The organism is Shewanella sp. POL2 (assembly GCF_000282755.1).
Classification (GTDB): domain Bacteria; phylum Pseudomonadota; class Gammaproteobacteria; order Enterobacterales; family Shewanellaceae; genus Shewanella; species Shewanella xiamenensis.
In genome coordinates, this window is sequence record NZ_AKZL01000029.1 from 1 (window position 1) to 26,009 (window position 26,009).

Annotated in this window: 26 protein-coding genes and 1 pseudogene; 14 read left to right on the plus strand and 13 right to left on the minus strand. The window is 47.2% G+C overall.

Going from position 1 to position 26,009, the window contains the following annotated elements; translation table 11 throughout:
- A pseudogene (locus SHEWPOL2_RS23180) lies at window positions 1–127 on the plus strand (acyltransferase); the annotation flags it as partial.
- A gap of 26 nt (window positions 128–153) precedes the next feature.
- Window positions 154–777, plus strand: coding sequence for a LysE family translocator (locus SHEWPOL2_RS09650; RefSeq protein ID WP_037416321.1), 624 nt, complete (start codon window positions 154–156; stop codon window positions 775–777).
- Here SHEWPOL2_RS09650 and SHEWPOL2_RS09655 read toward each other — a convergent pair.
- Window positions 774–2,042 carry a mechanosensitive ion channel domain-containing protein gene (locus SHEWPOL2_RS09655; protein ID WP_037416320.1) on the minus strand — a complete coding sequence of 423 codons (1,269 nt, stop codon included), beginning with the start codon at window positions 2,040–2,042 and terminating at the stop codon, window positions 774–776. The genes SHEWPOL2_RS09650 and SHEWPOL2_RS09655 overlap by 4 nt on opposite strands.
- Window positions 2,043–2,249: 207 nt before the next feature.
- On the opposite strand from SHEWPOL2_RS09655, the gene SHEWPOL2_RS09660 reads away from it, so the two are divergent.
- A complete protein-coding gene (locus SHEWPOL2_RS09660) occupies window positions 2,250–2,828 on the plus strand; it encodes an outer membrane beta-barrel protein (protein ID WP_037416317.1) in 579 nt (192 codons plus the stop codon).
- A gap of 17 nt (window positions 2,829–2,845) precedes the next feature.
- On the opposite strand, the gene SHEWPOL2_RS09665 is transcribed toward SHEWPOL2_RS09660, so the two are convergent.
- On the minus strand, window positions 2,846–3,238 hold the full coding sequence (locus tag SHEWPOL2_RS09665; RefSeq protein ID WP_037427934.1) for a DUF1090 domain-containing protein: 393 nt from the start codon (window positions 3,236–3,238) through the stop codon (window positions 2,846–2,848).
- 218 nt (window positions 3,239–3,456) lie between these two features.
- Here SHEWPOL2_RS09665 and SHEWPOL2_RS09670 point away from each other — a divergent pair, with 218 nt between their 5' ends.
- Window positions 3,457–4,092 carry a DUF3157 family protein gene (locus SHEWPOL2_RS09670; protein WP_037416310.1) on the plus strand — a complete coding sequence of 212 codons (636 nt, stop codon included), beginning with the start codon at window positions 3,457–3,459 and terminating at the stop codon, window positions 4,090–4,092.
- 137 nt (window positions 4,093–4,229) lie between these two features.
- Window positions 4,230–5,219, plus strand: coding sequence for a DUF481 domain-containing protein (locus SHEWPOL2_RS09675; protein ID WP_037416307.1), 990 nt, complete (start codon window positions 4,230–4,232; stop codon window positions 5,217–5,219).
- Here the strand turns inward: SHEWPOL2_RS09675 and SHEWPOL2_RS09680 are convergent, their stop codons facing one another.
- Window positions 5,220–5,843 carry an MliC family protein gene (locus SHEWPOL2_RS09680; RefSeq protein WP_037427935.1) on the minus strand — a complete coding sequence of 208 codons (624 nt, stop codon included), beginning with the start codon at window positions 5,841–5,843 and terminating at the stop codon, window positions 5,220–5,222. It lies immediately after the preceding gene.
- A 378-nt stretch (window positions 5,844–6,221) separates the two neighbouring features.
- On the opposite strand from SHEWPOL2_RS09680, the gene SHEWPOL2_RS09685 reads away from it, so the two are divergent.
- Window positions 6,222–6,836 (plus strand): hypothetical protein, encoded by a 615-nt coding sequence (locus SHEWPOL2_RS09685; protein ID WP_037427937.1) that lies wholly within the window; start codon window positions 6,222–6,224, stop codon window positions 6,834–6,836.
- A gap of 116 nt (window positions 6,837–6,952) precedes the next feature.
- A complete protein-coding gene (locus SHEWPOL2_RS09690; RefSeq protein WP_037427939.1) occupies window positions 6,953–8,278 on the plus strand; it encodes a M48 family metallopeptidase in 1,326 nt (441 codons plus the stop codon).
- A gap of 139 nt (window positions 8,279–8,417) precedes the next feature.
- Here the strand turns inward: SHEWPOL2_RS09690 and hutH are convergent, their stop codons facing one another.
- The 3 genes from hutH to hutC all read right to left on the minus strand — a co-directional run bounded on the left by hutH (window position 8,418) and on the right by hutC (window position 12,510).
- Window positions 8,418–9,959 carry a histidine ammonia-lyase gene (gene hutH, locus SHEWPOL2_RS09695; RefSeq protein WP_037427940.1) on the minus strand — a complete coding sequence of 514 codons (1,542 nt, stop codon included), beginning with the start codon at window positions 9,957–9,959 and terminating at the stop codon, window positions 8,418–8,420.
- Window positions 9,960–10,008: 49 nt separating this feature from the next.
- Window positions 10,009–11,679, minus strand: coding sequence for a urocanate hydratase (gene hutU / locus SHEWPOL2_RS09700; protein ID WP_037427941.1), 1,671 nt, complete (start codon window positions 11,677–11,679; stop codon window positions 10,009–10,011).
- Between the two features lie 123 nt (window positions 11,680–11,802).
- On the minus strand, window positions 11,803–12,510 hold the full coding sequence (gene hutC / locus SHEWPOL2_RS09705; RefSeq protein WP_037427942.1) for a histidine utilization repressor: 708 nt from the start codon (window positions 12,508–12,510) through the stop codon (window positions 11,803–11,805).
- Between the two features lie 197 nt (window positions 12,511–12,707).
- Here hutC and hutI point away from each other — a divergent pair, with 197 nt between their 5' ends.
- Complete coding sequence (gene hutI, locus SHEWPOL2_RS09710) at window positions 12,708–13,934, plus strand: imidazolonepropionase (RefSeq protein ID WP_037427944.1); 1,227 nt, start codon at window positions 12,708–12,710, stop codon at window positions 13,932–13,934.
- 234 nt (window positions 13,935–14,168) lie between these two features.
- Entirely contained in the window at window positions 14,169–15,854 is a 1,686-nt protein-coding gene (locus tag SHEWPOL2_RS09715; protein ID WP_037427945.1) for a P-loop NTPase fold protein, read from the plus strand.
- A gap of 80 nt (window positions 15,855–15,934) precedes the next feature.
- Here the strand turns inward: SHEWPOL2_RS09715 and SHEWPOL2_RS09720 are convergent, their stop codons facing one another.
- The 3 genes from SHEWPOL2_RS09720 to SHEWPOL2_RS09730 all read right to left on the minus strand — a co-directional run bounded on the left by SHEWPOL2_RS09720 (window position 15,935) and on the right by SHEWPOL2_RS09730 (window position 17,766).
- Entirely contained in the window at window positions 15,935–16,681 is a 747-nt protein-coding gene (locus tag SHEWPOL2_RS09720) for a siderophore-interacting protein (protein WP_037427947.1), read from the minus strand.
- Between the two features lie 35 nt (window positions 16,682–16,716).
- On the minus strand, window positions 16,717–17,145 hold the full coding sequence (locus SHEWPOL2_RS09725) for a MarR family winged helix-turn-helix transcriptional regulator (RefSeq protein ID WP_037416251.1): 429 nt from the start codon (window positions 17,143–17,145) through the stop codon (window positions 16,717–16,719).
- Between the two features lie 69 nt (window positions 17,146–17,214).
- Entirely contained in the window at window positions 17,215–17,766 is a 552-nt protein-coding gene (locus tag SHEWPOL2_RS09730) for a protein tyrosine phosphatase family protein (protein WP_037427948.1), read from the minus strand.
- Window positions 17,767–18,337: 571 nt separating this feature from the next.
- Between SHEWPOL2_RS09730 and SHEWPOL2_RS09735 the strand changes: the two genes are divergently transcribed.
- A complete protein-coding gene (locus SHEWPOL2_RS09735) occupies window positions 18,338–20,233 on the plus strand; it encodes a DUF885 domain-containing protein (protein WP_239642753.1) in 1,896 nt (631 codons plus the stop codon).
- Between the two features lie 108 nt (window positions 20,234–20,341).
- Here the strand turns inward: SHEWPOL2_RS09735 and SHEWPOL2_RS09740 are convergent, their stop codons facing one another.
- From SHEWPOL2_RS09740 to SHEWPOL2_RS09750, 3 genes are all read right to left on the minus strand, one after another.
- Window positions 20,342–21,070: a hypothetical protein gene (locus SHEWPOL2_RS09740; RefSeq protein WP_086024019.1), complete on the minus strand. Its 729-nt coding sequence runs from the start codon at window positions 21,068–21,070 to the stop codon at window positions 20,342–20,344.
- Between the two features lie 124 nt (window positions 21,071–21,194).
- Window positions 21,195–22,208 carry a DUF3137 domain-containing protein gene (locus SHEWPOL2_RS09745; RefSeq protein ID WP_037427951.1) on the minus strand — a complete coding sequence of 338 codons (1,014 nt, stop codon included), beginning with the start codon at window positions 22,206–22,208 and terminating at the stop codon, window positions 21,195–21,197.
- Window positions 22,209–22,301: 93 nt separating this feature from the next.
- On the minus strand, window positions 22,302–22,724 hold the full coding sequence (locus SHEWPOL2_RS09750) for a hypothetical protein (RefSeq protein WP_037427993.1): 423 nt from the start codon (window positions 22,722–22,724) through the stop codon (window positions 22,302–22,304).
- Window positions 22,725–23,096: 372 nt separating this feature from the next.
- Between SHEWPOL2_RS09750 and mtnC the strand changes: the two genes are divergently transcribed.
- Window positions 23,097–23,777: an acireductone synthase gene (mtnC, locus tag SHEWPOL2_RS09755; protein WP_037427953.1), complete on the plus strand. Its 681-nt coding sequence runs from the start codon at window positions 23,097–23,099 to the stop codon at window positions 23,775–23,777.
- 61 nt (window positions 23,778–23,838) lie between these two features.
- On the opposite strand, the gene SHEWPOL2_RS09760 is transcribed toward mtnC, so the two are convergent.
- Entirely contained in the window at window positions 23,839–24,234 is a 396-nt protein-coding gene (locus SHEWPOL2_RS09760) for a GFA family protein (RefSeq protein WP_037416229.1), read from the minus strand.
- Between the two features lie 149 nt (window positions 24,235–24,383).
- On the opposite strand from SHEWPOL2_RS09760, the gene SHEWPOL2_RS09765 reads away from it, so the two are divergent.
- The 3 genes from SHEWPOL2_RS09765 to SHEWPOL2_RS09775 all read left to right on the plus strand — a co-directional run bounded on the left by SHEWPOL2_RS09765 (window position 24,384) and on the right by SHEWPOL2_RS09775 (window position 26,006).
- Window positions 24,384–24,812: a thioesterase family protein gene (locus SHEWPOL2_RS09765; RefSeq protein WP_037427954.1), complete on the plus strand. Its 429-nt coding sequence runs from the start codon at window positions 24,384–24,386 to the stop codon at window positions 24,810–24,812.
- Window positions 24,813–24,871: 59 nt separating this feature from the next.
- A complete protein-coding gene (locus SHEWPOL2_RS09770; RefSeq protein WP_037427956.1) occupies window positions 24,872–25,138 on the plus strand; it encodes a GNAT family N-acetyltransferase in 267 nt (88 codons plus the stop codon).
- An 85-nt stretch (window positions 25,139–25,223) separates the two neighbouring features.
- Window positions 25,224–26,006, plus strand: a complete 783-nt coding sequence (locus SHEWPOL2_RS09775; RefSeq protein WP_037427958.1) for a hypothetical protein — start codon at window positions 25,224–25,226, stop codon at window positions 26,004–26,006.
- The last annotated feature ends 3 nt before the right edge of the window (window positions 26,007–26,009 follow it).

Genomic DNA, 26,009 nt, shown 5'->3' on the forward strand with positions numbered 1-26,009 from the left:
GATCAGTGCACCACTGCAACCCACGGATATAGAGCAAGATATGGCTGAGATTTTATGCTTTTACCGCAGCATTAAGGGACGTCATCCCAAGGTCATCCCTGATTATTCACCCGATAACAAACGCTAATTCTTTCATCTAACACGGAGCAAAACATGCAGACCGAAACTTGGTTACTCTACCTTTTTGCGATTGTTTTGATTGGTATTTCTCCTGGGCCTATTGCAATGTTGTCTATGTCCCACGGTATTCATTTTGGTAAAAAACGCAGCATAGCCACAGGGCTTGGCAGTGTCAGCGCCGCACTGGTATTAATGGTGGCCTCGGCGGCAGGTTTAGGGGCACTGATCAGCGCCTCGGAATACGGCTTTACCATACTCAAGTGGTTTGGTGGCGCCTATCTGGTGTTTTTGGGTATCAAATTATTGCTCACAAAACAGCACGTTCAGCCATTGGAAGTGGCAAAAAAAGAAGGAAATGGTCAGCCTAAACAACTCTTTAAACAGGCATTTTTAGTAGGGATCAGCAATCCTAAAGACCTACTGTTTTTTGCGGCGTTATTTCCACAATTTATCGATTTAACCGCACCACAATTACCGCAATTGGCGATTCTTGCCCTCACTTGGGCGCTGGTCGACTTTAGCTTTGTAATGATCTACGCCTCAATGGCCAATGTGCTGGCACCTAGCCTTAAGGCCAGCAACAAATTGCATTGGTTTGACCGAACCAGCGGCGGCGTATTTCTTACCCTCGCCGTGATTCTCGTCAGTCGAGACTAACCCTCGACCTTCACCGATTTCAGACTGCGGATATCGTTACCCGTCGGCGCTTGGAAGGCCTGCAAACCAAACTCAGGCAACACGGCAAAGATATGGTCGAAGATATCCGCTTGTATCGCCTCATAAAAAGCCCAGCGGGTATCATTGGTAAAGATATAAACCTCAATCGGTAAGCCTTCGGTGGTCGGTGCCAATTGGCGCACCATCAGGGTCATATCCTTATGCACTTTATCGTGGCGTTGCAGGTATTCCTGCAAATAAGCGCGGAAAGTCCCCACGTTGGTCAAATGGCGACCATTGACCATCATATCCAGATCCGACACTTTAGCATTCGACGCTTGGATCTCGCTGATCTTGGCGGGGAAATACTCTTTCAAACAATTGATTTTACTCAGGCGATTTCGATCTTCCTCAGTTAAAAACTTAATACTGTTGATATCGATATTAACCGCGCGTTTGATCCGACGACCACCGGATTCCGACATACCACGCCAGTTACGGAACGCATCCGAGACTAACGCATAGGCGGGGATCATGGTGATGGTCTTATCCCAGTTACGTACTTTAACTGTAGTTAAGGACACCTCCTCCACCGCGCCATCGGCGCCGTACTTATCCATTTGGATCCAGTCGCCCTTGCTTACCATGCGGTTGGCTGCGAGCTGAATCCCTGCGACAAAGCCTAAAATCGTGTCGCGGAACACTAACATTACAAAACCCGTCGCTACACCTAAGCCGCTAAGGAAGTACACAGGAGACTGATCGGCGAGCACAGAAAGGGACACGATAAGGCCGACAAAGAATAGGAACAACTTAAACAACTGCACAAAGCTTTTAACCGGTAGTCGGCGGCTGACCAGATTGATGTCAGAGATTTCATTAACCGCATCCAGCCCCGCGTAGATAGCGCGGATCATCAATACCACCAGCCAGATACTCAGTAGGCGATCAACTAAGCCGCTAAGTACCGGATGCTCTGTTAAGGTTATAGGCACCAGCAGATTGAGCACGATAGCGGGCACTAACATCGCCAGCTTTTCGAGCACTTTATAGCGCATAAACACATCGTCCCACGTCACTCTAGATCGCAGGATCACCATGTTAACCGCGCGGATCACCCCACGGCGCATAATAAAATAGGCAATGGCCGCGACTAACACGCAAGCAAGCAGCATAATGCTGGTTGATATTCCGTCGGATGGTTGACTGTCAATTCCCAAACCCGTTAACCATGCCGAAATTTCGAGCCTTATTTCCTGATCCACAATTCACTCCAATTTAGGCGCTAGCGCAACAAAGTCATACAAAGGAAACAACTGAGTTACCCTCAGTTAAATATCCCTTTAAAAACACTCACCATAAGATACAAAAATTTTACAACCAATTATTTTAAAAGAGATTTTAGCATTTTGAATTGACCACACACAAAAGGAAATGAACAATAATCCACCTGCTACCAAGGAAGCCATCCCATGTATCGTCATTTACCTAAATTCGCCTATCTTAGCATTGGGCTACTGAGCCTATGCCAACCGCTACAGGCAACGGAATATAACACTTCAAATCATCTGATGATGCCAGATAAATCAGTTGAGAGAACCACCATTCCCTATGTAGCGCTCATGCTCGATTACGTTCCCGCAGAAGATAATCTCTACGGAATCACCCTTGCGCCCTATCATTTCGATGATGATTATCAGCGATGGGGTTATTACCTTGGTTATGCCCGCAGTCGTGAAACCGATATTGAGGTGCCAGAACCCGCACTATCACATCGACAAGAAAGCCTCTGGCGCTTAGGTTTAAGCTACAGTTTAACCAATGACTTTAGCATTTATGCGGGCGGCAGCCTCTATATCAGCACCACAGCTTATACCAACAATATTTCACCCCGCATTGTCGATGGCAAACCCTCGTGGGAAGAAGATAAATCCAAACATTGGGGTGCCGAAGCAGGCCTAAGATATCGCCTAACAGAGCATGTCATGCTGAGTGCAGGTTATAACTCCAGCACTGAATCGACCATTTTGAGCATAGGGTATGCGGGTTAAACCGAAAGAGCCCGAAGTTATTGTGCGAGCTCTGCTCTCGCCTTAGCAAGCTCAGATTCAACTTCTGCAATCTTTTGGCGTTTTTTATTGATTTTATCCATAGGCTTACCATCGGCAATCGCTTCGGTAAGCTCATGCTGGCGCTCGGCTAATTTAGCCTCTAAGACCTCAATTTTAGCTAAACGCTCGGCAGTTAAGCTGTCATCGTCACAATGGTTTGCGACCTCACTATAGGCCTTTTCTAGCCCTGCCACTTTGTGCTGATGACCAGCAGCCTTAGCCTCAGTGAGTTCAGCACTTATAGCCGCTAATTTTGCAGCACAGCCCGTTTTAAGAGGCTCATCTGCCCAGGTTACAGCACTGAAAATCAAGCCGATAACGAGTCCATAAGTACGATGTTTACCTTGCATTTTACTCTCCTCTACAGACGTTTATAGACAATCCGACTCTATGACAACGCCCTGATACTTTTTATCCCTAAGCGCATACCTTAAACTCAGCCTGCCCTCTCTTACGGCTAAATCCGCTTTATTCATCAAAACGCGACTTAGACAGTGACGAATATGCTGCAAATTGTTTATGTTAGGGCAGAATGTTGACTCAGATGGATACCGGAGCCAGAAAATCAATGCAAACCTTATTTCGCCTTAGCGCACTTAGTTCACTCTTATTGCTCTCATCCTCAGTGATGGCAGCCGATGTGGCCACCATTACCCTTGAGAATGGCGCTCAGGTCAGACTAAAAGACGACTTTACCTGGGAATATATCATCACAGAGACCAAAGCCGCTAAAGCGCCAGCTGTTGCTACAGTTGCGGCCCCAAGTTCTACTGTAACAACAGCCGCAGCGGCAGTAGCCAGCAGCACATCCGCCGTTGAAGCAACCCAACCTGTCACAACCCTGACCGCCAATGCCATCGCCAGACCCGAGATCTTAGGCTCTACTGCCAAAGACGGCATTAAAGTCACCTTCAGCGAGAGCCAATGGAAGCAGGATAAACTCGGCTTGACCTTTGAGCTTGCCAGCACCAGCGGCGAGCACGTGACTTTAGTTGAGGTCGAAGCGAGCTTCTTTGCCGACGATGGCACCTTGCTCAAAACCGAAAAACTGGAAGTCTGGGAAGCGATTTTCCGCATGCCAGAAACCTACCTACGTAAGGGCGAGCAACGTAAGAGCCCTGTGATTTGGGTTGAAGGCGTTGACAAAAACCGTTGGCAGAAACAATTGCTCAATCTCAAAATCACCGAAATCAATTCTCGTTGATCCTTAAGCAAGATCGGGAATTGGGTGCTAACATCCAATTCCTGAAATCTTCGCCTATTGTTATTGCCTTACTCTGCGCCATATAGGCTAGAATGCCCAAATCTTCGACACTGTTTATTTTTTAGAGCCAGCCACTAATGCCAAATCACTTTTCTAGGTTATCTGTAGCCATATTACTGGCAGGCTTAAGTGGGCAAAGTCTGGCAGATACTGTGTTACTGAGAAATGGCGATAAAATCACTGGCGAAATTAAAAGCTTTGACGAAGCACACTTAGTTATCAAACCCAGTTATTCCCCCAAAATATCCATAGAGCGTAGCGCGATTAAAAGCTTTGAAACCACCCAAAATCAGCATTGGAGCATCAACCGTACGCTACAAGATGTGAGCATAAAATCCTCCGAACTCGATGGGTTTGTTCAGGTTAACAATAAACAAATTCCCATTAGTGAGCTGGTGTATTCAGACCGAAAAAGTGACTCAGAATGGCGCTATAGTGGCAGTGTTGAGGCCGCACTCGATGTCACCAGCCACAGCAAAAATACCCAAAAACTCCATGCAAAAAGCGATATCACAGCCGAAACCTTGCAATGGCGCCATAACCTGAAAAGTGAAGTGCGCTATGAAACCGAAGGTAACGCCACCAAACGTAATACGATTGAAGGCCACTACAGCCTTGACTACCTCATCAGTGAACATTGGTTATTGCGGCAAGAAGATTATTTTCAAGAAGATAGACTCGACTTCCCAATTAGCAACTATTACGCCGCGATCGGTCCGGGTTATCGGTTTTGGGGAATAGGACGAGATAAACTGGACTTTGTTGTTACATACAACCATTTTTGGTTGGATACCCAAATATTTACCTATCAACTCAACGCTTGGGCATCCACGCTCAACTATAAACAATATTGGTTTGATGGCGTATTGGAGACCTATGCCGATCTCCAAATCGCCTTTCCTGACACACCAACCATTGATTATATTTCGGACTCAACATTTGGGCTTAAGTATCTACTGACTCAGCAAATTTACCTCTCATTCAAATATGATATCAATGAGACTAAAACCTCGATACGCCATGTTCGGGATGTCAGTTATAACCTAGGGCTTGGTGTTAATTTTTAATCATTTAGCTGTTTTGACCGTACAGGTCATTTCTGGCGCTTCATATCCCCAGACAATTTTGGCTTCGCCATGGTGTTCCCATAGGCTTTCGTTGCGCCCCTGATACTTAGCGCCACTGCCACTTGGCTGAACAAACATCAAGGAAGTTTGATCGCCATACTCTGCAATTAAGGTGGCCGGCTCAGTATTAAAGTAACTGACCACGACTTCATTGGCGGGGTTGCCATCGCAGGCATAAAATACTGGGCCAGTCATCTCAACGAGGCGATATTGCGCCTGTAACTCTGCAATCCGTGTTTGGTAACTCGATTCAATACACGCATGTTTATCATCGCTTTTCCAACATTCGTTGCGACCTTTTACCCAACCACGTTGCAGCGCTTTTAACGTCGGAGGCTGTTCATTTTTAGCTTTTGCGGTGGCCTTAGCATAGACCTCGGCCAATTGTTTATCTAACTTAGTTAAGCCCGCATCCTTACACACCATATCTTCGATACTGTCCGGCTGTACTTTACTACAGTCAAAGGAAGGCTTTTCAGCCGCAATAGCAGGCATACTCAAAGCGATGGCTAAAAACCCCGCTATTCCTGCGATTTGCATATTGATTATCTTAGTTAACCTCATACTCTTGAGTCCCTTATATCAACGACCAATCACTATTCATTGCCATAGCTAACGCCATCTCAGCTTAACCTAAGCTGACTTAAGCAAAATACGCTTATCAAACTGGCAAAAAACAGCACTACTCCACAAATAACCACTCAATGCCTGTTCCGCAATCAAGCAGTGTTTAACAAACTCGACTAAGTGTAGTGCAGCCTGATGGGTTATCCCAAAAGTGTCCACTGAACGGACACATTGAGACTGAACGCGCGGACACATTTAGGCTCGCCAGGCGGACACTTTCTACATGTGATTGATAAATAAAGAATATTTTATTGGCATGGACTCTGCTTATACAGGTGAGTTAATCACAAACACTTATTCATACAAGGAAGCATTATGAACACACGCACTAAAGTATTCGGCGGCTTATTGATCCTCGCACTTATCCCCTGTGGAATTTGGGCTACACAGCAGACAAGCACTCAGTCATCGACCGAAACCAATATTTCAATCAATAGCAGCAATTATCCTGACTTTTCGTGGATTTATGTACGCCAAGATGGTGAGCTCACGATAGGCGCGGGTGAGAGTCAAGATTGGAACACACTCAAACAACAAGGCAATACTTACCAAACGGATTACCTCTGGGTTAAGACTGGCGGAAACCGCTATGTGATTACCGATCCAGCCCTTGTAAATCAAGTGAAAGAGGCCGTGCGCCCAATGCAGATCCAAGGCGAAAAAATGCAGCGTCTAGGCGAACAAATGCAAGTAAAGGGTGATGCTATCAGTGCCGAAACCAACAACCTGTTAGTCAATCTCGCCTCAGGTGAAAAAGATGCTGAGAGTAACGCGCAAATTGAAAGCCTAGGCGCATCGATGGAAGTGATGGGCAAAGAGATGGAGCAACTCGGCGATGAACACCAAAAGCTAGTTAATATAGCCGAAAAGCAGGTTTACGAACTGGCGCAAAACGCGATTAAAAATGGCACCGCCGTATTGGCACCTTAAGCCATTTTTAGCACGAAAAGGTAAATTATCGGTTATTCCAGTTATAGAGATTGAATTTCCTAGTGAAATTGACTATTTTCACGCCGCTTTGTTATTTCACTAGGAAAAGGATCAACATGGAACAAGTGGTTAGCGCAGGGAACGACAACCCTATTCAAATGACCGATACCGTCTATTCGAAGGAAAAGTCACTCTTTACAATTTTAGCGATTATTTCAGGACTTATTTGGCTTGTACTTATTTTAGCAACTAAAGGTATCGCCCTGATTTGTGTGCTGATGTTTTTTATTATCTACCTCTTCACCCACTCGGCGTTTATCAGCTACCTCAAAGGTACCGCGGTTGAGATAAGCCCTGAGCAGTTCCCCGATTTACACAAGCAATACCTCGCCTGCTGTGAGCGTTTAGAGATTAAAGAACCACCGCGCGCCTACCTGTTAGCCGCCGATGGTATGTTAAATGCCCTCGCGACCCGCTTTTTGCGCCGCAACTACATAGTGCTGTTTTCATCAATTGTGGATGCACTTGAGTCGGATAAAGACGCGATTAACTTTTATATCGGTCATGAGCTTGGCCATATTCGCCGTAACCATATTGGCAAAGAACCGCTGTTAGTGTTTGCCACTTGGCTGCCATTGATCGGCGCCGCCTATGCCCGTGCCTGTGAATATACCTGTGATTTACACGGCTTGCGCTGCTGCAATAGCTTACGTTCAGCCACCAATGCGGTCGCCGTACTCGCCGCCGGGGTTGAGCAGTGGAAACGGATGAATGTCGATCAATATATTCGCCAAACCCAAGAGTCGAGCGGCTTTTGGATGTCTTTCCATGAGATCAATAGCAGCTATCCTTGGCTGACTAAACGCATGGCAAGAGTACAAGCAACCGCACAAGGCAAAGTGTATACGGCGCCTTCACGCAGTGTATTTGCCTATCTCTTTAGTTTGTTTATGCCACGTATGGGCACAGCAGGCGGCGGGATTATCATCCTTGCGGCGATTATCGGTGTGGCAGCAGCGGTCGCGATTCCCGCCTATAAGGAATACCAAGAAAAAATGGGCGCAGAGATAAGTTATGAGGCGCCAACTGATCAAACTCCGGCTTTAACTTTGACCGTTCCCGATACCGATGCTGCGGTTAAACATATAGATCAATTACATCAGTCATTAACGCCCATTACAGATACTTTAACGGCCTACTACCAAGCCCACAAAGCTTGGCCGACAGAATTGGAAGTCCTTGGACTCACGGATGCACAACTGGCCACCTTTAATCTCTACACCGATGGCATAGTCGGGTTTGTGGGCGGCGAACCCCTAGGGGATTATCAAGACTATGAGGTGTACCTATCGCCACAAGTCGACGAGCAGGATAATGTGACTTGGGTATGTAGTAGTAATGGTATTCCCGACGAGTATTTACCCGTCGATTGCCAAGGCTAAGATCAAAAAGCGCTAAAGTGCTAAATCCCCTCCCTAAATGAGAAAAAGGCATAGCAAATCGCTATGCCTTTCACTTTATTGGTCGCTTGCTTCAGCACTTTTCACCCGCAGAGGGGTTATCGACGCCAAAAACTGTGCATTACAGACTCGGCAATACGCCTTGGGGCAAGTAAGTATTAAAGCTGGCGGTATAAAGCAGATCCGTTGCCGCTTCGATATCCGGCGCGAAATATCTGTCTTTATCGTAGTAGGCAACCACTTCGCGTAGCTCGGCTTTGGCTTTGGCAACCGCCGCGCTTGGCGTTAATGGCACGCGGAAATCCAACCCTTGGGCGGCAGCTAACAATTCAATCGCTAACACACCACGGGTATTTTCACTCATATCCCGCAAACGGCGCGCCGCAAAGGTCGCCATAGACACATGGTCTTCTTGGTTGGCCGAGGTTGGTAAACTGTCGACCGATGCAGGATGGGCGTAGGTTTTGTTTTCAGAGGCTAATGCCGCCGCAGTCACTTGAGCGATCATAAAGCCCGAGTTTACACCGCCATTTTTCACTAGGAATGGTGGCAATTTAGACAGGCTAGAGTCGATGAGCAGCGCGATACGACGCTCTGCAATCGCGCCTAATTCGGCAATCGCAATCGCCAAATTATCCGCAGCCATAGCGACTGGTTCGGCGTGGAAGTTACCGCCAGAGATAATATCGCCAGTATCTTGGAATACCAGCGGGTTATCGGTCACGCCATTGGCCTCAGTGCCTAACACTTCCGCCGCTTGGCGAATTTGCGTTAAGCAAGCGCCTAGCACCTGTGGTTGGCAGCGTAGTGAGTAAGGGTCTTGTACCTTTTCACAGTTTGCATGGCTTAAGCTGATTTCAGACTCTTCACCCAACAGATGACGGAACACCATCGCCGAATCGATTTGACCTTTTTGACCACGGGCCGCATGGATACGTGGGTCAAACGGGCTGCGGCTCCCCATGGCCGCCTCAACGCTCATCGCGCCAATCACTGAGCTGGCAGCAAACAAGTCTTCAGCGTGGAACAAGCCTTCCAGCGCCAGCGCGGTAGAAGCCTGAGTACCGTTGAGCAGGGCTAAGCCTTCCTTCGCGGCTAAATCGATTGGCTTGAGGCCAGCGATTTCTAAGCCTTCGGCGGCCGAAATAATCTGCCCTTGATAGCTCATCTCGCCTTCACCCAACAGCGGCAGACACATATGGGCTAACGGCGCTAAGTCGCCAGAGGCACCCACAGAACCTTTTTCAGGCACGCAAGGATAAACCTCGGCATTCACTAAGCTGATAAGGAAGTTAATCACTTCTAAACGGATACCCGAGAAGCCACGGCTTAAGGAGTTGATCTTTAACACCATCATCAGGCGCACAGTGGCGTCCTGCATGTATTGGCCCGTGCCCGCTGCGTGGGATAACACGATAGAGCGTTGCAGTAATTGCAGATCTTCTGGGGCAATCTTAGTGTTGGCCAGCAGACCAAAACCCGTGTTGATGCCGTAAACGGTGCGACCTTCATCCAGCACCTTTTGCACGATTTGCGCGCTGGTGTTGATGTCGTTTATCGCCTCTGGCGCCAATTCGAGTGTCAGCTTATGGCGGCTGATTTCACGCAGTTGCGCCAGACTTAAACTGCCGGGCGTTAATACTAAATGATTGACTGATTTCATTTTTACATCCGTATTCTTGTCGTTGTTTTTCACGGTTTGTGTTGAGTTGTTAGTCTTGAAGCATGGGCAGATCTAAGCCCTGCTCTTTTGCACAGTTTTTGGCGATCTCATAACCCGCATCCGCATGGCGCATCACGCCTGTCGCTGGGTCGTTCCACAGCACGCGGCCAACACGTTTAGCGGCGGCCTCAGTACCGTCACACACGATCACCACACCCGAGTGTTGGCTAAAGCCCATGCCCACACCACCTCCGTGGTGCAGCGACACCCAAGTCGCACCGCTGGCAGTGTTTAGCAGCGCGTTTAGCAATGGCCAGTCAGATACGGCATCTGAACCGTCCAGCATAGATTCGGTTTCACGGTTAGGACTGGCGACTGAGCCTGAGTCTAAGTGGTCGCGACCAATGACGATGGGCGCCGACAGCTCGCCGTTTTTCACCATCTCATTAAAGGCTTGAGCTAAACGTGCACGGTCCTTTAAACCCACCCAGCAGATACGCGCTGGCAGACCTTGGAAGGCGATACGCTCACGAGCCATATCTAACCAGTTGTGCAGGTGAGGATTATCTGGGATCAGTTCTTTGACTTTAGCGTCGGTCTTGTAGATATCCTCAGGATCGCCAGACAGGGCAACCCAACGGAACGGGCCGATACCTTCGCAGAAAAGTGGGCGAATATAAGCAGGCACAAATCCTGGGAAATCGAAGGCGTTTTTAACGCCAGTTTCGAAGGCCATTTGGCGAATGTTGTTACCATAGTCTAAGGTCGCCGCGCCTGCCGCTTGCAGATCCAGCATGGCTTGCACCTGCACCGCCATCGAGGCTTTAGCCGCTTTAACGACGGCAGCCTCATCGGTTTTACGCATGTCGGCCGCTTGCGCCATGGTCCAGCCCTGTGGCAAATAGCCGTTCAGCGGATCGTGGGCAGAGGTTTGGTCGGTGACAACGTCAGGAGTAATACCACGCTTCACTAATTCGGCAAATACATCGGCGGCGTTAGCCAGCAGGCCGACGGAAACGGGTTTGCCCGAGGCATTGGCATCGTTGATCATAGACAAGGCTTCGTCTAATGAAGTGGCCTTTTTATCCACATAACGGGTACGCAGACGAAAATCGATACGGGTTTCATCCACTTCACAGGCAAGCACAGAGAAGCCAGCCATAGTACCGGCCAGCGTTTGCGCGCCGCCCATACCCCCTAAACCACCGGTGAGGATCCACTTACCGGCAGCCACACCGCCAAAGTGTTGTTTTGCGACCGACACAAAAGTTTCGTAGGTACCTTGGACAATGCCTTGGGTACCAATATAAATCCACGAACCCGCGGTCATCTGGCCATACATGGCTAGACCTTGTTTATCTAACTCGTTGAAGTGCTCCCAATTTGCCCAATGTGGCACTAGGTTTGAGTTAGCAATCAGCACGCGCGGTGCATCGGCGTGGGTGCGAAATACGCCCACAGGTTTACCCGATTGCACCATTAAGGTTTCGTCGTCTTCGAGGCGTTTTAGCACTTCGATGATCTTGTCGTAGCAGTCCCAGTCACGGGCCGCGCGGCCGATACCGCCGTAAACCACTAAATCCTCTGGGCGCTCGGCCACATCGGGATGTAAGTTGTTCATTAACATGCGCATTGGCGCTTCGGTTAACCAGCTTTTGCAGCTTAATTGGCTACCATGGGGCGCAATAATGCGGCGGCTTGGGTCGTGTCGCTTGTCCATTGAGATGTCCTCTTTCAACCTGTTGAACTCACTCGCCATTCGGCTAAGTGCTATTGTTTTTATTGTGTTTTTGTCGCTAAACATCGGATGAATACCATAAGCCTTCACCACTGTTTGCGTACGTTATTTATTGAATGTCAGGTGTCCGCCGAGCTTAAAGCGGCTACCCGGGTGTACTAATTTGGCAAAACTCACCACCCCTTGGCGCGACCAAGTGCGGCGTGAAATCTGTAAACAGGGCTCAGTCGCCGGAATGGCTAACCTCTGCTGCAATTCGCTACTGGCAATAATGGCTTCGATGGTGTGGTGCGCCTCGGTCAGCGGTGCCACCTGCGACAGGTATTCATGGGGTGTCTGCTCGCTAAAGTCCTGCTCTAAGTAATCAGGCGCAAAGGCGGGATTCACATAACGCTCCTCGACTTGCAGCGGCACGCCCTGCTCGCAATGCACTAACACCGAATGAAACACCAGACTTCCGAGCTCCAGCGCCAGTGCGATGGCGATAGGCGCGGTGGCATTCACTTGTCTAAGCGCTAATTGCTGCACACTGTAACCATGACCACGGTCTTTGATTTCGTCGGCAATGTTGCGGATCGCCAACATGGAGGATTGCGATTTTCGCCCGGCCACAAAGGTGCCCAGTCCCTGCGAACGCTCAAGCACACCGTTGTCTGTCAGCTCGGTCAAGGCGCGACGCGCCGTCATACGGCTACAGACAAACAGTTCGGCCAGCTGATTTTCCGAGGGTACGCGGGCATTTTCTTCCCACTCACCAGACTCGATACAGCCAATGATATATTGCTTAATTTCTGCAAACTTAGGCGTAGCCAAAACACTTCCTCAAGATCAAATCTACCTGGGTTTGGCATGGTAGGTACTCACACACCAACACACTGAGCCACTTTCAAACGTTCAAAATTGCGGCTACAATCCTAGCTTGTATATACAAGTAAATACAAGCTAGCTCACATAACTTTCGATAATAAAGAGTTTGCGGGGCCAAAAAGCCAACGCAGCGAGGGATAACAATGTCTTGGGATCAGGTTTGGATAGACGTTAACGTAGCAACAATGGACCCTTCCATATCAGCACCTTACGGCGCAATTACCCATGCGGCTATCGCAGTAAAAGACGGTAAAATTGCCTGGTTAGGCCCACGCAGCGAGCTGCCCGCCTTCGATGTGTTGTCCATTCCTGTTTACAGGGGCAAGGGCGGTTGGATCACTCCAGGGCTGATTGATGCCCACACCCATTTAGTGTTTGCCGGTAATCGCGCCAACGAATTCGAGCTACGCCTAAAGGGCGCCACCTACCAGGAAATTGCCCGTGCTGGCGGCGGAATTATTTCCACAGTTAACGCCTGCCGTGAGGCCGACGAAGCCGAGCTATTTGACCTCGGGCGCCAGCGTTTAAATGCCTTGGCGAAGGAAGGCGTTACTACGGTAGAGATTAAATCTGGCTATGGGCTAGATACCGAAACCGAACTCAAAATCCTGCGTGTGGCCCGCGAACTCGGCCAACATCATCATGTGGATGTCAAAACCACCTTCCTCGGAGCCCATGCGGTGCCACCCGAGTTTAAAGACAATAGCGACGGCTATGTCGACTTAATCATCAATAAGATGCTGCCTGCGGTGATTGCCGAAAACCTCGCCGATGCGGTGGATGTATTCTGTGAAAACATCGCCTTTAACCTAGAGCAAACCGAGCGCGTACTGAGCGCCGCCAAAGCAGCTGGCCTGCAAGTTAAACTGCATGCCGAGCAATTATCCAATATGGGCGGTTCTGAATTAGCCGCACGTTTAGGGGCTAAGTCGGTTGATCATATTGAATATTTAGATGAGGCTGGCGTTAAGGCCCTAAGTGAAAGTGGCACCTGCGCCGTGCTGTTACCGGGCGCGTTTTACTTTTTGCGGGAAACCCAAAAACCGCCTATCGACTTACTGCGTCAATACGGCGTACCTATGGTGCTCGCCAGCGACTTTAACCCTGGCTCATCGCCCATCTGCTCGACCCTGTTGATGCTAAACATGGGTTGTACCCTATTCCGCTTAACTCCAGAGGAAGCCTTAGCTGGCCTAACACTCAATGCAGCCAAGGCGCTAGGGATTGAAGATAAGGTCGGCAGCTTAGTGGTCGGCAAACAGGCGGATTTCTGTCTGTGGGATATCGCCACCCCAGCGCAACTCGCCTATAGCTACGGCGTGAATCCCTGCAAGGATGTGGTGAAAAACGGTAAGTTAGTGCATCAGTAATACTTATCTCGCGCTTAGCTCGAAGCCCTACATTGGCATAATCTATAGCGCTTCTGACAGTGAATAACCCGCTGCTCGTTAATATATCTATACCTACGATATACAAGCACGGGATTATTTGTATCTTCGATTAAATGTAATCATAAACTTAGGTCTAATCAGAGAAATATTTAATTGAATTAGTAAGATCCAAGCCGCATGATAAAGGCGTACTTAAGATATGGAATACTCTAAATGTCCCCTACCATTACTATCGATTGGTCATCTCAGTTAGACATTGAGAGTGAGCATTTCCCTGCGGATCAATTAGGCAGAGAAAAATATGCGCAGTTTCTGACACACTTTTTAGCCTCTAAAGGTTTTGATGCGTCACGAAGTGAGGGTGAAGAAAAACAAAATTATGTGCTTAACCTAAATGCCGAATGGGGGTCAGGTAAGTCATACTTTTTACGCCGCTGGGCGGAAGATTTAAAAGCTCACTATCCCGTAGTTTATGTCGATGCGTGGAAACAAGATTACTCGGATGACCCCCTAATGACGGTCATTTCATCAATGATCAAGCAGTTGCGAACACAGGCTGGGAAAGACGCAGATGACCATAAATTCAAAGTACCACGCAAACTTATTGGCTTATTAAAAGCGGCAGCGCCAGCGGTTGCTAGAGGATTTGCAACTAAATATCTCGGCGTCGATCCCGTCAAAATTATCCAATTGGCGGATGAAGATGCTGCTGTTGGCGAGAACGTAAAAGATACTGATGGCAAAGACATTGATATGGGATTGGCTGCTTCAAAAATAGTAGAACAGTTGATCAGTACACACGATGCAAAATCTGATGCCATTGATAGCTTGAAACACAACGTAGAACAATGGATTCAAGCTGTTGTAGGTATCAAGCAAGCACAATACCCAGCTTTTATCTTTATCGATGAACTCGACCGTTGCCGACCAAGCTACGCCGTCGAGATGCTCGAAACCATCAAGCATATTTTTGATATTCCTGGCGTAGTGTTTGTTGTCGCCACCGATACCGAACAGTTGCAGCACACAGTTAAAGCTATTTATGGCGAAGGCTTTGATGCCAGAGTCTATCTAGGACGTTTCTTCAATAGCCGTTATACACTAAAAGCCCCATCCTACGCTGACTTACTCCCAGTTCACTGCGAAGTAGATAAACTATCGGCAAGTTACTTAATTGACCGAGGTATTAATAACTGGCCAGATTTAAGCTATCCAGATGACGAGTCGGGAATGCAGCTTAAAAATTTAACCACTGTCTACGACGCTTTTGGATTGTCAGCAAGACAAGTGATTCAAATAACCGAGCGCCTTATTGGTACGGTAGAGAACCTAGGAAAAGGCAGTGATATCAATTTACTCTATCTCGCGTTTCTATTATGCCTACAAGAAAAGTACCCTCATTTGTATGATCTTGTGCTTTCAAAAAATTTAGATACCTCGCCGAATGATTCAAATCTGCACATTTCTCATGAGCTATCGCGCTTAACTCTCTGGTGTAAAGCATCGCTTTTGATTCAATTAAATCCTCAAGAAATTCTCCCATCTTTAGAAATACCCGGAAATACAATATCTGAGGTCAACAATTACCCCTCTGCTAATTACCAAATTAATTTGCAAAGTTTTATCTCAGCAATCCACCCACACTACACAGACCTAAATTATTTCAATGAAATCATTTACATAAAGGCGGTGGACGTCCTTAAATCCAATGAGAAAAGCAGGCGAGTATCCGGCGCAACTAAACAAGAATGGGATAAAACAACACAAAGGTATGCTCCGCAATGGGTCACTATCTACGTGGGTAGTGAAAATAAGAAACACCAACGTTCAAACCACTTTTATAAAGATTTGGTAGAACTTGCTGCGGCACTCGATTGGGATGCACCTGAGACTAAATAATAAAAAGTCAGACAATCCAAATAAAGATACTGATAGGGTCGCCAGTTCCTACGTGACGACTCGCTTCATAAATCCAAGACTTAACCATTTTCTAACTGCTCATCTTGCTGTTTTACCAGCTTATGCTCACCTTCATTACATCCGATTTTCCAGTAACTTGATGTATAAAAATGGTTTTTCGGTAAATCGTATGTCTGCTTAAGCAGCTTTCTTAGGGCGCGCATACTGCTAAATTCGCAGGCGAGCCATACGGCGCCTTGTCCCTCCAATTTGGGCAACTGGGCAATGCGTTCGGCCAAGGGCTTACCTTCTGGGTCGGCCTCTGGATTAATCACCCAATGCAGTTGCACATTGCTAGGATGCACTAAGGGCTGAATATCGGCTTCACTTAGCACCTCAATAACAGCGTAACCCACTGCATTGCTTGGCAATTGCGCCAAGTTCACGCTGATGGCGGGCAAGGCCGTCATATCCCCTGCCAGTAAAAACCATTCGGCATCCACATTGATCAGTTTTTTCAGTCCGGGGCCACCGATTTGGATGGCATCCCCAATCTCGGTCGACTTTGCCCAAAGGGATGCGGGGCCATCGGTATCATGCAGCACAAAGTCCACATCGATTTCATTAACCCGCTGCTGACGAATGGTATAAGTGCGCATTAATGGCCGCTCATCCCCCGGCTGCGGAAACAGTAATTTGATATAGGCACTTTCTTGTTCGGCGGGGAAACCTACAAAGCCATCGCCGCCTAAGGTGATACGCAGCATATGTGGCGTGACTTGGCTTTTACCTATCACGGTCAATTCGCGCGGAGCGGGTCTGTTCATACTTAAACTCCAAAAGGATAAATAGCACTCAATTGTTAGCTTTCCGCCACGCTATCACTGATCTGGTTGGCAATACGGATAAACACCGCAATTTCGTCCTGATCGAGCGCTTGGGTCATATGGGCAACGGTGGCTTTTTCGGCGGCAATAATTTGCGTCATCAACTGCTCGCCCTGCACCGTCGGCCTCAATAACTGGCTACGGCCATCCTTAGGATTATCGACCTTGAGGATATAACCACCCTGCTGTAGCTCATTGAGCACCCGCGTAATTTGGGCTTTATCCCGTTGCATGCGTAAGGCAATAGATTGCGCCGTAGCCTCGGGATGACGGCAAATCCCCTTGAGCGCCCGAATATGGGTGACGGGTAATTCAATCTGCTGCGCGGCAATATCCGCACGCAGCTGTTTTTTGTAGGCATGCACTAATCTGTGCAAGGTTTCACCGAGGGAAATAGCAGACATAATGGCATCTCGATATAGTTGATAATATCAACAATATCGAGATTAATTGACAATGTCAACCATTTGAAATTAGAAACCGTATTTTTGACTTACATCAGCTAACAATGCCTGCCACTTGGGATAGCTTGATAACTCCCCATTCCATGGCGCCATGGTCTTTTCTATCTCAGGCTTTTGGCCTTGCTTTAACTGATATAAATAGGCAAACGCTGAGGCGCGATAATTAGCAAGGCAATGAACTAACACATTTTTCCCCTTATGCTGATCCATTACTGTAAAGAAGGCTTCAACATCTTCTACTTTAGGGTTTTGCCAATCCACGGGAATATACACATAGTCCATTCCGGCCTGAGTCACGAGTTTTCTTTCATCGGGATGGGCATCTTTGCTACTGTCCGGCATAAGGTTGATCACTACATCCACACCCGCCTGTTTTAGCTGCGCAAACTGTTGCTCACTCGGCAAGCCTGAACTTAATAACTGTGGCGCTTGCTGCTGTAATGCCCTCACATCTTTTATATTTTCAACCGATTTAAATTCAGTCGTGATATTTGTGGCATTCGCCAGTGGAGTACCTAAAAGTAGGGCAAAAACAAGGCTCGAAAGTGCGGTTTTTCTCATCAACAACTCCTTAGTCAATATAAACATCAACGACTTACTTAATCCTCTGATAATCCCTTATCCGCTAAGTTCAGTAAAATCACTCTGGATGTAAAAACCTTTGAGCAAGCGCTCATTTTTAATATTACCTAGGACAACTTTTCCCAAATACAACGCAAAGACAGCAATTAATCGCTCAATCGCAAAAATTAACCACTGAATGGCAGCAGCCTCAGCGAGATGAACCCCAATGGTATTGCCTATCTGCCCCAGAGGCCATGATGAATAATGCTTTCTCTATTAGATATGAATTAGGTGCTTTATTGTTTTATGTCGATGGGAATCCATTTGAAAGCTACCTATTTGAAAATGGCTGCCCATTATAATGATCGATAAGGATTTCCTTAGTCCCCCACTTCCCTTTTCACTCCAGATTATCAATAAAACTAGTAACAAAATTTATGCAGTTTGAGTGCAATAAACTGTTAGGATAACCGTTCAAATTTGAGCTTGATCACACTAATCACGGTTTAACGCTTGCGGCACAAGTCCAACAACGGATTTGCCACAATGTTTTTGTATGAGTAACCTGATGAAAAGAATAGTAAATGCTTTAATTCTGGCCATGTTAGCAACGGGTTGTAGCGATCCAAACCCAACACAGACCAATCAAACCACTGAGCAGGTCAAGGCCGAAAAGGCCGTCCAAGTATTGAGCCTTAAGCAGCAACTTGCGCCAATCACCCAGCGTTATTTTGCCCTTAGACCCGAAATCGCCACCTATTATGGCGTGGCCGAGGATGAGGCGGGCAAGGATGTGCTCTCTAAGCTGACCGATTACAGCCCGTCGGGGGAAAATCATCGCCGTAAAGCGCTTAAGGCCATATTAACCGAACTCAATGCTATCGATGCCAGCCAGCTTAGCGTCTCGGAGCAAGTGAGTTTAGGCTCGATAAAATCTGAAATCGCCGGCGCCCTGTTGCCTGCCGAAACCGTGGCCTATGGCACTATGCTCGGTGAATATGGTGTTTGGTTTTTACCTTATGTCGTCAACCACTTATCTGGATTGCATGTTGAATTTCCTAGCTATATGGAAGATAAGTTTGCAGTCACCACCTCCGAGCAAGCAAAGGCTTATCTTAACCGCTTAAGCATGTACCCTGCCGCCATGGGTACGGTTATCGATAAGCTGGATCAAGATGTACAAATGGGGGTAATCCCACCCGATTTTATTATCGATAAGACCATAGCTGTGTTGCAGCAACAGTTAGTCCACCATGCCAACAAGCATCCCTTGGTCAGCAGTTTTAAAGCCAAATTAACCGCCGCCCAAGTACCTGAAAGTGAGGCGTTGGCGAACTCTGCCGCCGAACTGGTGGAGACTAAATATTACCCCGCTACGCGCCAGTTGATTTCCGCACTACAAGCTGTGCGTCTCAAGGCCACCCATGTGGCGGGACTTGGGCACCAACCTCAGGGCGCGAAACTCTATAAGGCGATGATTAAACACCTCGCCAATTCAGATAAGACCCCAGATGAGATCCACCAAATGGGATTAGATGAAGTCGCCCGCATTACCGCCGAGATGGATGTATTACTCAAACAAGTGGGTTACCGCAAAGGCACAGTTGGCGAGCGCATGCAGCGATTACTCAAGGATCCTAAATATATCTACCCCAATACCGCCGAAGGCAAACAACAATTAATGACGGACATTCACGGCTATCTGGCGAAAGTGAATGCCAAATTACCGCTGTGGTTTGGGCAGTTACCAAATCAAGAGGTTGCGGTTGAAGCCGTGCCCGATAGTCGTGCCGCCGCAACCAGCGGTGCATTTTACGATGCGCCATCACAGGATGGTTCGCGTAAGGGTACTTTTTGGATAAGCCTGTACGATATGGCGGCGCTGCCCTCCTATTCGCTGCAAACCTTAACCTATCACGAGACCAATCCCGGCCATCATCTGCAGACCCTTATCGGTCTGTCGGATACCTTGCCGCTGCTGAGTACTATTTTTTACTCCAATGCCGCGGGAGAAGGTTGGGCCCTCTATGCCGAGCGGTTAGCCGCCGAGATGGGCATGTATCAGGATAATCCAATTAACGATCTTGGCCGCTTGCAGTCCGAGTTACACCGCGCGGTGCGCTTAGTGGTCGACACAGGTATGCATGCTAAGGGATGGAGTCGTGAGCAAGCCATTGATTATGCAGTGGCGACAGAGGGAATACACCGCTCAGAGGCCACGTCCGAAATCGAGCGCTATGTGGTTTGGCCGGGACAAGCCTTAGGTTACAAGTTGGGCGAGCTGAAAATTATCGAACTGCGAGCTAAGGCCAAACAAGCCTTGGGCAATAAGATGGATATCAAAGTCTTCCACGACAAACTGCTCGAAAATGGCGCCTTGCCCTTAGATTTATTAGAGCAAAAGATGGATCAGTGGCTCGAGTCTGCTAAGGCGGCCAATGCCGCCGCAGAGACCAAGGTTTAGTTCGGGTAAAACCGCTTAAATCATCTCAATATAGGGGCAGCTTAGGCGGCCCCTCTGCTTTTAGGGCTCCCTTTATTTTTACGGCTCCCTATGCTTTTACGTTTCAGGTTAATCCGCAAAACGACGCTGATACTTGCCGCTTAAATAGCGGATCACCACAAAACCCACAACACCTGGCAGTGTCCACGACAACAGACGCAAATTACCATGGTCGATAAACAAACGGCTGCCACCAAAGGCGAAAAAGGCGGTGTAGCAGGCGATACCCGAGCCAATCATCGCGCCTAAATGCTCTATCCACCATTCTAATTTGGTCAAAGTCGCCTTAACGCTATAACGCAGGAATCCCGCCCCAACCGTAGTACCTAATAGGCCGAAAATCATCGCGAGGATTAGCTTTTCTTGGTATCCCCATAGCGCCATCACAGGGCCAAGTAACGTCAAGCTCAGCATTAACGACAAATGCAGCGGCGATTTTAATTGCTGACGCTGCGCCTTATAACGCAGGACCAACACGCCATGCCTAACGGTTACGAGAGTTAACAAGCTGATATAGATAAGAAATATCCAAGCATTTTTACGTTCCGCTATCTGCGCTGCTAAAGCATCGGCGTTGGCCGCAGGCTGTTTAATCACCGCGAGCGGATCAATGAGGCCCGTCGCTGCCATCGCCACGCCCGTCGCCGCCACTGTGTACATGGCATAGACATAATAACGGCCAAAACGACTGTGATTCGCGCTGCCCTTTTTCAGCATGGCAGGCATCCAAAATAACACTAATGCCAGTGCGCCCGCGGTGATATGTAAAAATTGCGACAGGGTGAAAATCGTGTTCATCATCTTGCTCCATCAAAGTTTGAAGCTTGATATTAACGAGCGTGGGAGTTACCCATAAGTGCCAAAAGTCATGTTTTAGGGATTAGCAGAAAGCAGCCACTGGGTGTGGCTGCAATTGGGGCGCTTATAGTCCGGTATGTGTATCAAGTTTTAAAGTATCGATGATCGAGAAGGTATAACCTAGCTCGGTAAACATTTGCTCGATATTACGCTTAAAATCGATGGGGCGATCTAAATCGAGTTGATTGATAAAGAAGTGGTGTTTTGTCGGGATCTTAATCAGCAACTGTTTTTGATAAAAACAGGCTTCAACCTCGGCATTTAACTCGCGGCTCAAAGCCAACAGATTCTCCATCATCAAGGGATTGAGTAAGTAGCGCGCCTCGACTTGGTCGCTGCTATACACCTCAAAGCAACGCTCAAACCGCACATCCTCAAGCTTGAACCGCGACAGCTGAGTCTTAAACCCCTCAATTCGATTTTTTAAACTGCCCTTATCCGTGACTAAAAGCGTAGTGCCGTTGAATCGCTTAGGAATATTGCACACCAGCAGCACACCATTGAAGATGGTCTCTCGCTCAACCGAACCATTATTGTTCGATTTAGTGTTGTAAGCATCGACCTCGTAAAACTGGAACGGCACCTTGTTATAGGTTCCCTTAAGGCAATTTTGCGCATACTGCTTATCGGTTTTAGGCAGCAGCCCCAGCTCAAGGAAGAGAGAGAAATCGACCTTAGGCGCCCTCGTTAGCGCAAAGTCATCGCCAAAATACTTAAGGCTAATGGGATAGAGTTTTTCAAAGGCAGCATTATAGAGTTCATCGCTTTCCTTACCCGAGGCAATGACTACTAACGCTATCACGGGAACGGGCAGAAACACGCCAATCATCAAAGGCACAAAATAATCCATAGGCACCAGCATAAACTGGACCCCGAGCAGCCCAGCGAATGCCCCTAAAATCACCGTGATGCATAGGTAGTAGATTGGGATGGTGAATTTGGCATTTTCACGCCGCCTTTGGTTTACGCCTTCACGTTTTGCTTCAAACGGTGCACATTTAGTGGCGATTTTTTGTTTGTAATACTTCAGAAAGGGAATGCGGTGCTCTTCGGGAATATCAAATTCAATCGAACTCATTGGCTCCTACTCTTGACGACTCAAATCCATTTAGGCCAATGATTTTACGAATTTTATTCCTGCAAGGCCAGTTTAAGGCCTACAAATGACCGATTAAGCCTGAGCAAGCCTGCGGCCACGGCGTTGCAGTAAGCCAAAAATAATCAGCACCCCAAAGGCGGCGCTAAAGAGAGTTAAAGCTCTAGCTACACCGTAAAAGTCCGTGAGATTAAAGGAAACCCCATCCGCCCACAGCACCAATAAACCCAGTGGCATTTGCATCGCCACCGCAGTGTACCAATCGAATGGTAATTGAGGGAAAAGCCGCTGATAGCTAAATAGCATCAGCCCAGAGAGCAGCAATAATAAGCCCGCATCATGGGCAGCTAACCCCAGATAAACCGGACTAGTGGGGCTAAGATTATCGACGCTCCCGAGCAAGGCATGCATATAGCCAGCACTGGCAACCAGTGCAAAACTCGTAAAGCTCAATACCGCCAACAGAATACCTAAGCCTAATGCGGGTAAATATTTCATAAACAGCCTCATCATTGCTACGCGCTCAATCCAATCTTTAAATCGTAAAGGCGAACAAATTCAGTCGAAAGAGAGTAAAGCAACAATAACAGCCAAAATTTCCCTTAGCTATTAAGACCATAGTCTTATGTCGACAACAAACTGCTGGATTATAAACAGCATAATTCCCCACACTAGATCCAGTATTTCACCTATATCCACTAGATAAGCCTCTAAAATTACTCATTTAATTGATTTTCAGCCAAATGAGTTAGTGATATGGCGCACATTCTCCCTTGGCTTAAAGGTGAAATCCACTAGCCAATTACCCCAATAACGCTTAGGATCGGGGTTGCATTTTTTAGCCAACATATTGTGGAGTATCAAAACATTATGGGTATCAGAGCCATAGTCGTAGACACAGCAGGCACCACGACAGACCTAACCTTTATCCAAGATGTGCTATTCCCCTATTCTGTCAAAGCCTTGCCAGACTTTTTAGCGCAGAACCAACACAATGTTTTGGTGGAAAACTGTATCTGCGACACCCGAGATATCGCACTAGAGCCAGATGCTGACTTAGCGCGCGTGACTGAAATTTTACAGCAGTGGGTTCGTGAAGACCGCAAAGCGACCCCGCTCAAAACCCTACAGGGGTTAATTTGGAAGCAAGGTTATGCCCATGATGAGTTTAAGGGCCATATCTTCCCTGACTTTATCGAAGCTGTTAAACGTTTTAGCGCACAAAATCTGCGTATTTACAGTTTCTCATCGGGCTCTGTCGATGCCCAAAAACTGTTATTCAGCCACAGCGATGGCGGTGATTTAACCGAGATGTTTAACGGTCATTTTGATACCCGTACAGGTAACAAATTAGATAAACAAGCTTACTGCAATATTCTCAACACCATCAGCTTAAGCCCTAAGCAAGTGCTGTTTGTGTCTGATGTGATTGAAGAATTAAAAGCCGCCGATGCAGCGGGCATGATGACCTGCCAAATGGTTCGCGACAGCAAGCAGCGCACGGGCGATTTTCGCACTATCAGCAGTTTCGATGAGCTAGTGATCGAGTAACATCGGCACTGCACATCAAAAGCGACCCTAGGGTCGCTTTTTGTTTTTCTGGCAATCACATCTACCTATCCGCAGGGTGATTCACGCCATCGCAAACGGGCACATCGCCTAATTCATAGGGATTAACGCCTTCGAGGCAACCAAGGTTATAGCCATATTCATTGGGGTTGGAGCGCCTTTGATGATGGGTATAAATGCCGCACACAGAGCAGAAGTAATGTTTGGCCGTTTTGGTATTAAATTCGTAGCACTTTAATACGGCCTCGCCTTTGATAATCTTCAATCCCGCCAGCGGCACTGAACAGACGATAGCGCCCTTGCGCCGACAGATTGAGCAATCACAACGCCTTGGCTTTTCAATGCCATTGGGCAATGACAACTCCAACACCACGGCACCACAATGGCAAGACGCAAAATGTGTTGCCTGAATAACCGTATCCCCAATCTGTTTTATCATCGCCAACTCCTTGCTTCACTTAATGTTGTCACTATTGTCTAAGGCTTGTCGCTCGCACTTTATACTGCTAGTCTGGCAGCCTTAAACGAGCGTTTTAACTAGAGCTTTTGACTATGAGTAATGCAATGGAAAGTCCAACACTAAGTCCAATGGAAAAGTTTCTCGCGCTGCACCCTATAGTGACCGAAATCCCCGTGGCTTGGGGCGAAATGGATGCACTACAACACGTCAACAACGTGGTCTATTTCCGCTATTTTGAAACCGCACGTATCGACTTTTTCAACCGCCTTTTTCCACTCGATGCCCTGTATAAATCCGGTGTTGGCCCAGTGATTAGCGAAAATCAGGCCCGCTATAAACGTCCAGTGACCTTCCCCGATACGCTATTGGTCAGCGTGAGTATCAGCGATATTCAAAGCGACAGATTCACCATGCATTATCAGGCGTTTAGTAAACAGCAGCAGGCGGTAACGACCCTAGGCACTTCGGTCGCAGTGATGTTTAACTTTAAAACCGGCCAAAAAGCCGAGCTTCCCGCGGAATTACTCGCCATTCTTAAACAACACGAGCAAGCTTAAGCTACCGAGTCGATGGCTACATTGCCATAACACTTTAGGCCATATCAGAGGGAGGCTGTATGTCAGAAAAAGCACCAATTGAAATCACCGTTGAGCATCAACAGGATAAACAACGCTTTGTGATCCCCGTTGACGGACATGAAGCCGTGCTGGAATACCGACTCAATGGTCAGCACATCGACTTTAACCGTACCTTTGTGCCCGACGAGCTGCGTGGCAAAGGTCTTGCCGAACGTTTAGTTCGCCATGGCCTAAAATGGGCCAAAGCCCAAGATTACGAGATAGAAGCCAGCTGCTGGTATGTGCAGAAGTTTTTGACACACTAATCAACTGTTACATAAATATTTTTACATTTAATGACCCAACATTAAAATAACGACAATTAAAACTGTCTTTACAGGCTATTCATCGATGGGCAACGATATAGACAACCAAAAAACTGAGAAAAAAAATCTCAGGGAGTATATGTCTGACTCGAATACTCTCTTAAGTTTTTTACTAACACTATTCGCAATACTAGTACCAACATTTAGAGGCTCTGAATTCCTTAAACAAGTAATTCAGCTAAATATTGACGGGTTGCTACTTTATCAAGCTATTTTTGCATTTTTTGCACTACTCTCAGCATTTTCTATTTTGTTTATAGTTAATCGATTAGTTAGCAACGTTAAGACTAGGAGTGCTTGGAGTAGATATGGATATTATACTTTTGTCTTCATAATGCTTGGCACATTATCCCTGAGTTTAAGGGAGTTTTACGCGCCTTCATCCTCATTTAGTAATTACTTTTTAGAGAAAGAACAGCGTATAAACTACGCTCTCGTTCAAGTAGAGTCGGGAGTAGAAATAGAACTAGAGTTCTGTTCGAAATCTGGTTCTCAAGTGATCTGTAATCTTGTTATCCGTAACGTATCAAATGAAGATTTAGAAATTCGTGGTATAGGGTGGACAGAAATTTTCGATCAAGAGAATACGAAAGCTGAGCTGGAACGTGTACACATCGCAAATGACTTTATAAGGTCTAATCAAAAGATTTCTTTGACCAAAAAGTCATCAACAAACTTAAAGCTATTTTTTAAGTACCCATCCGAATCTAACCCTACATTAATAAAAAAGTTAAGCTTTAACCTAGAATATTCAGAAGGGAAAAGAAATATTGCATTTAGAAATATAGCCGTAACAAGTAGTATCTAGCTC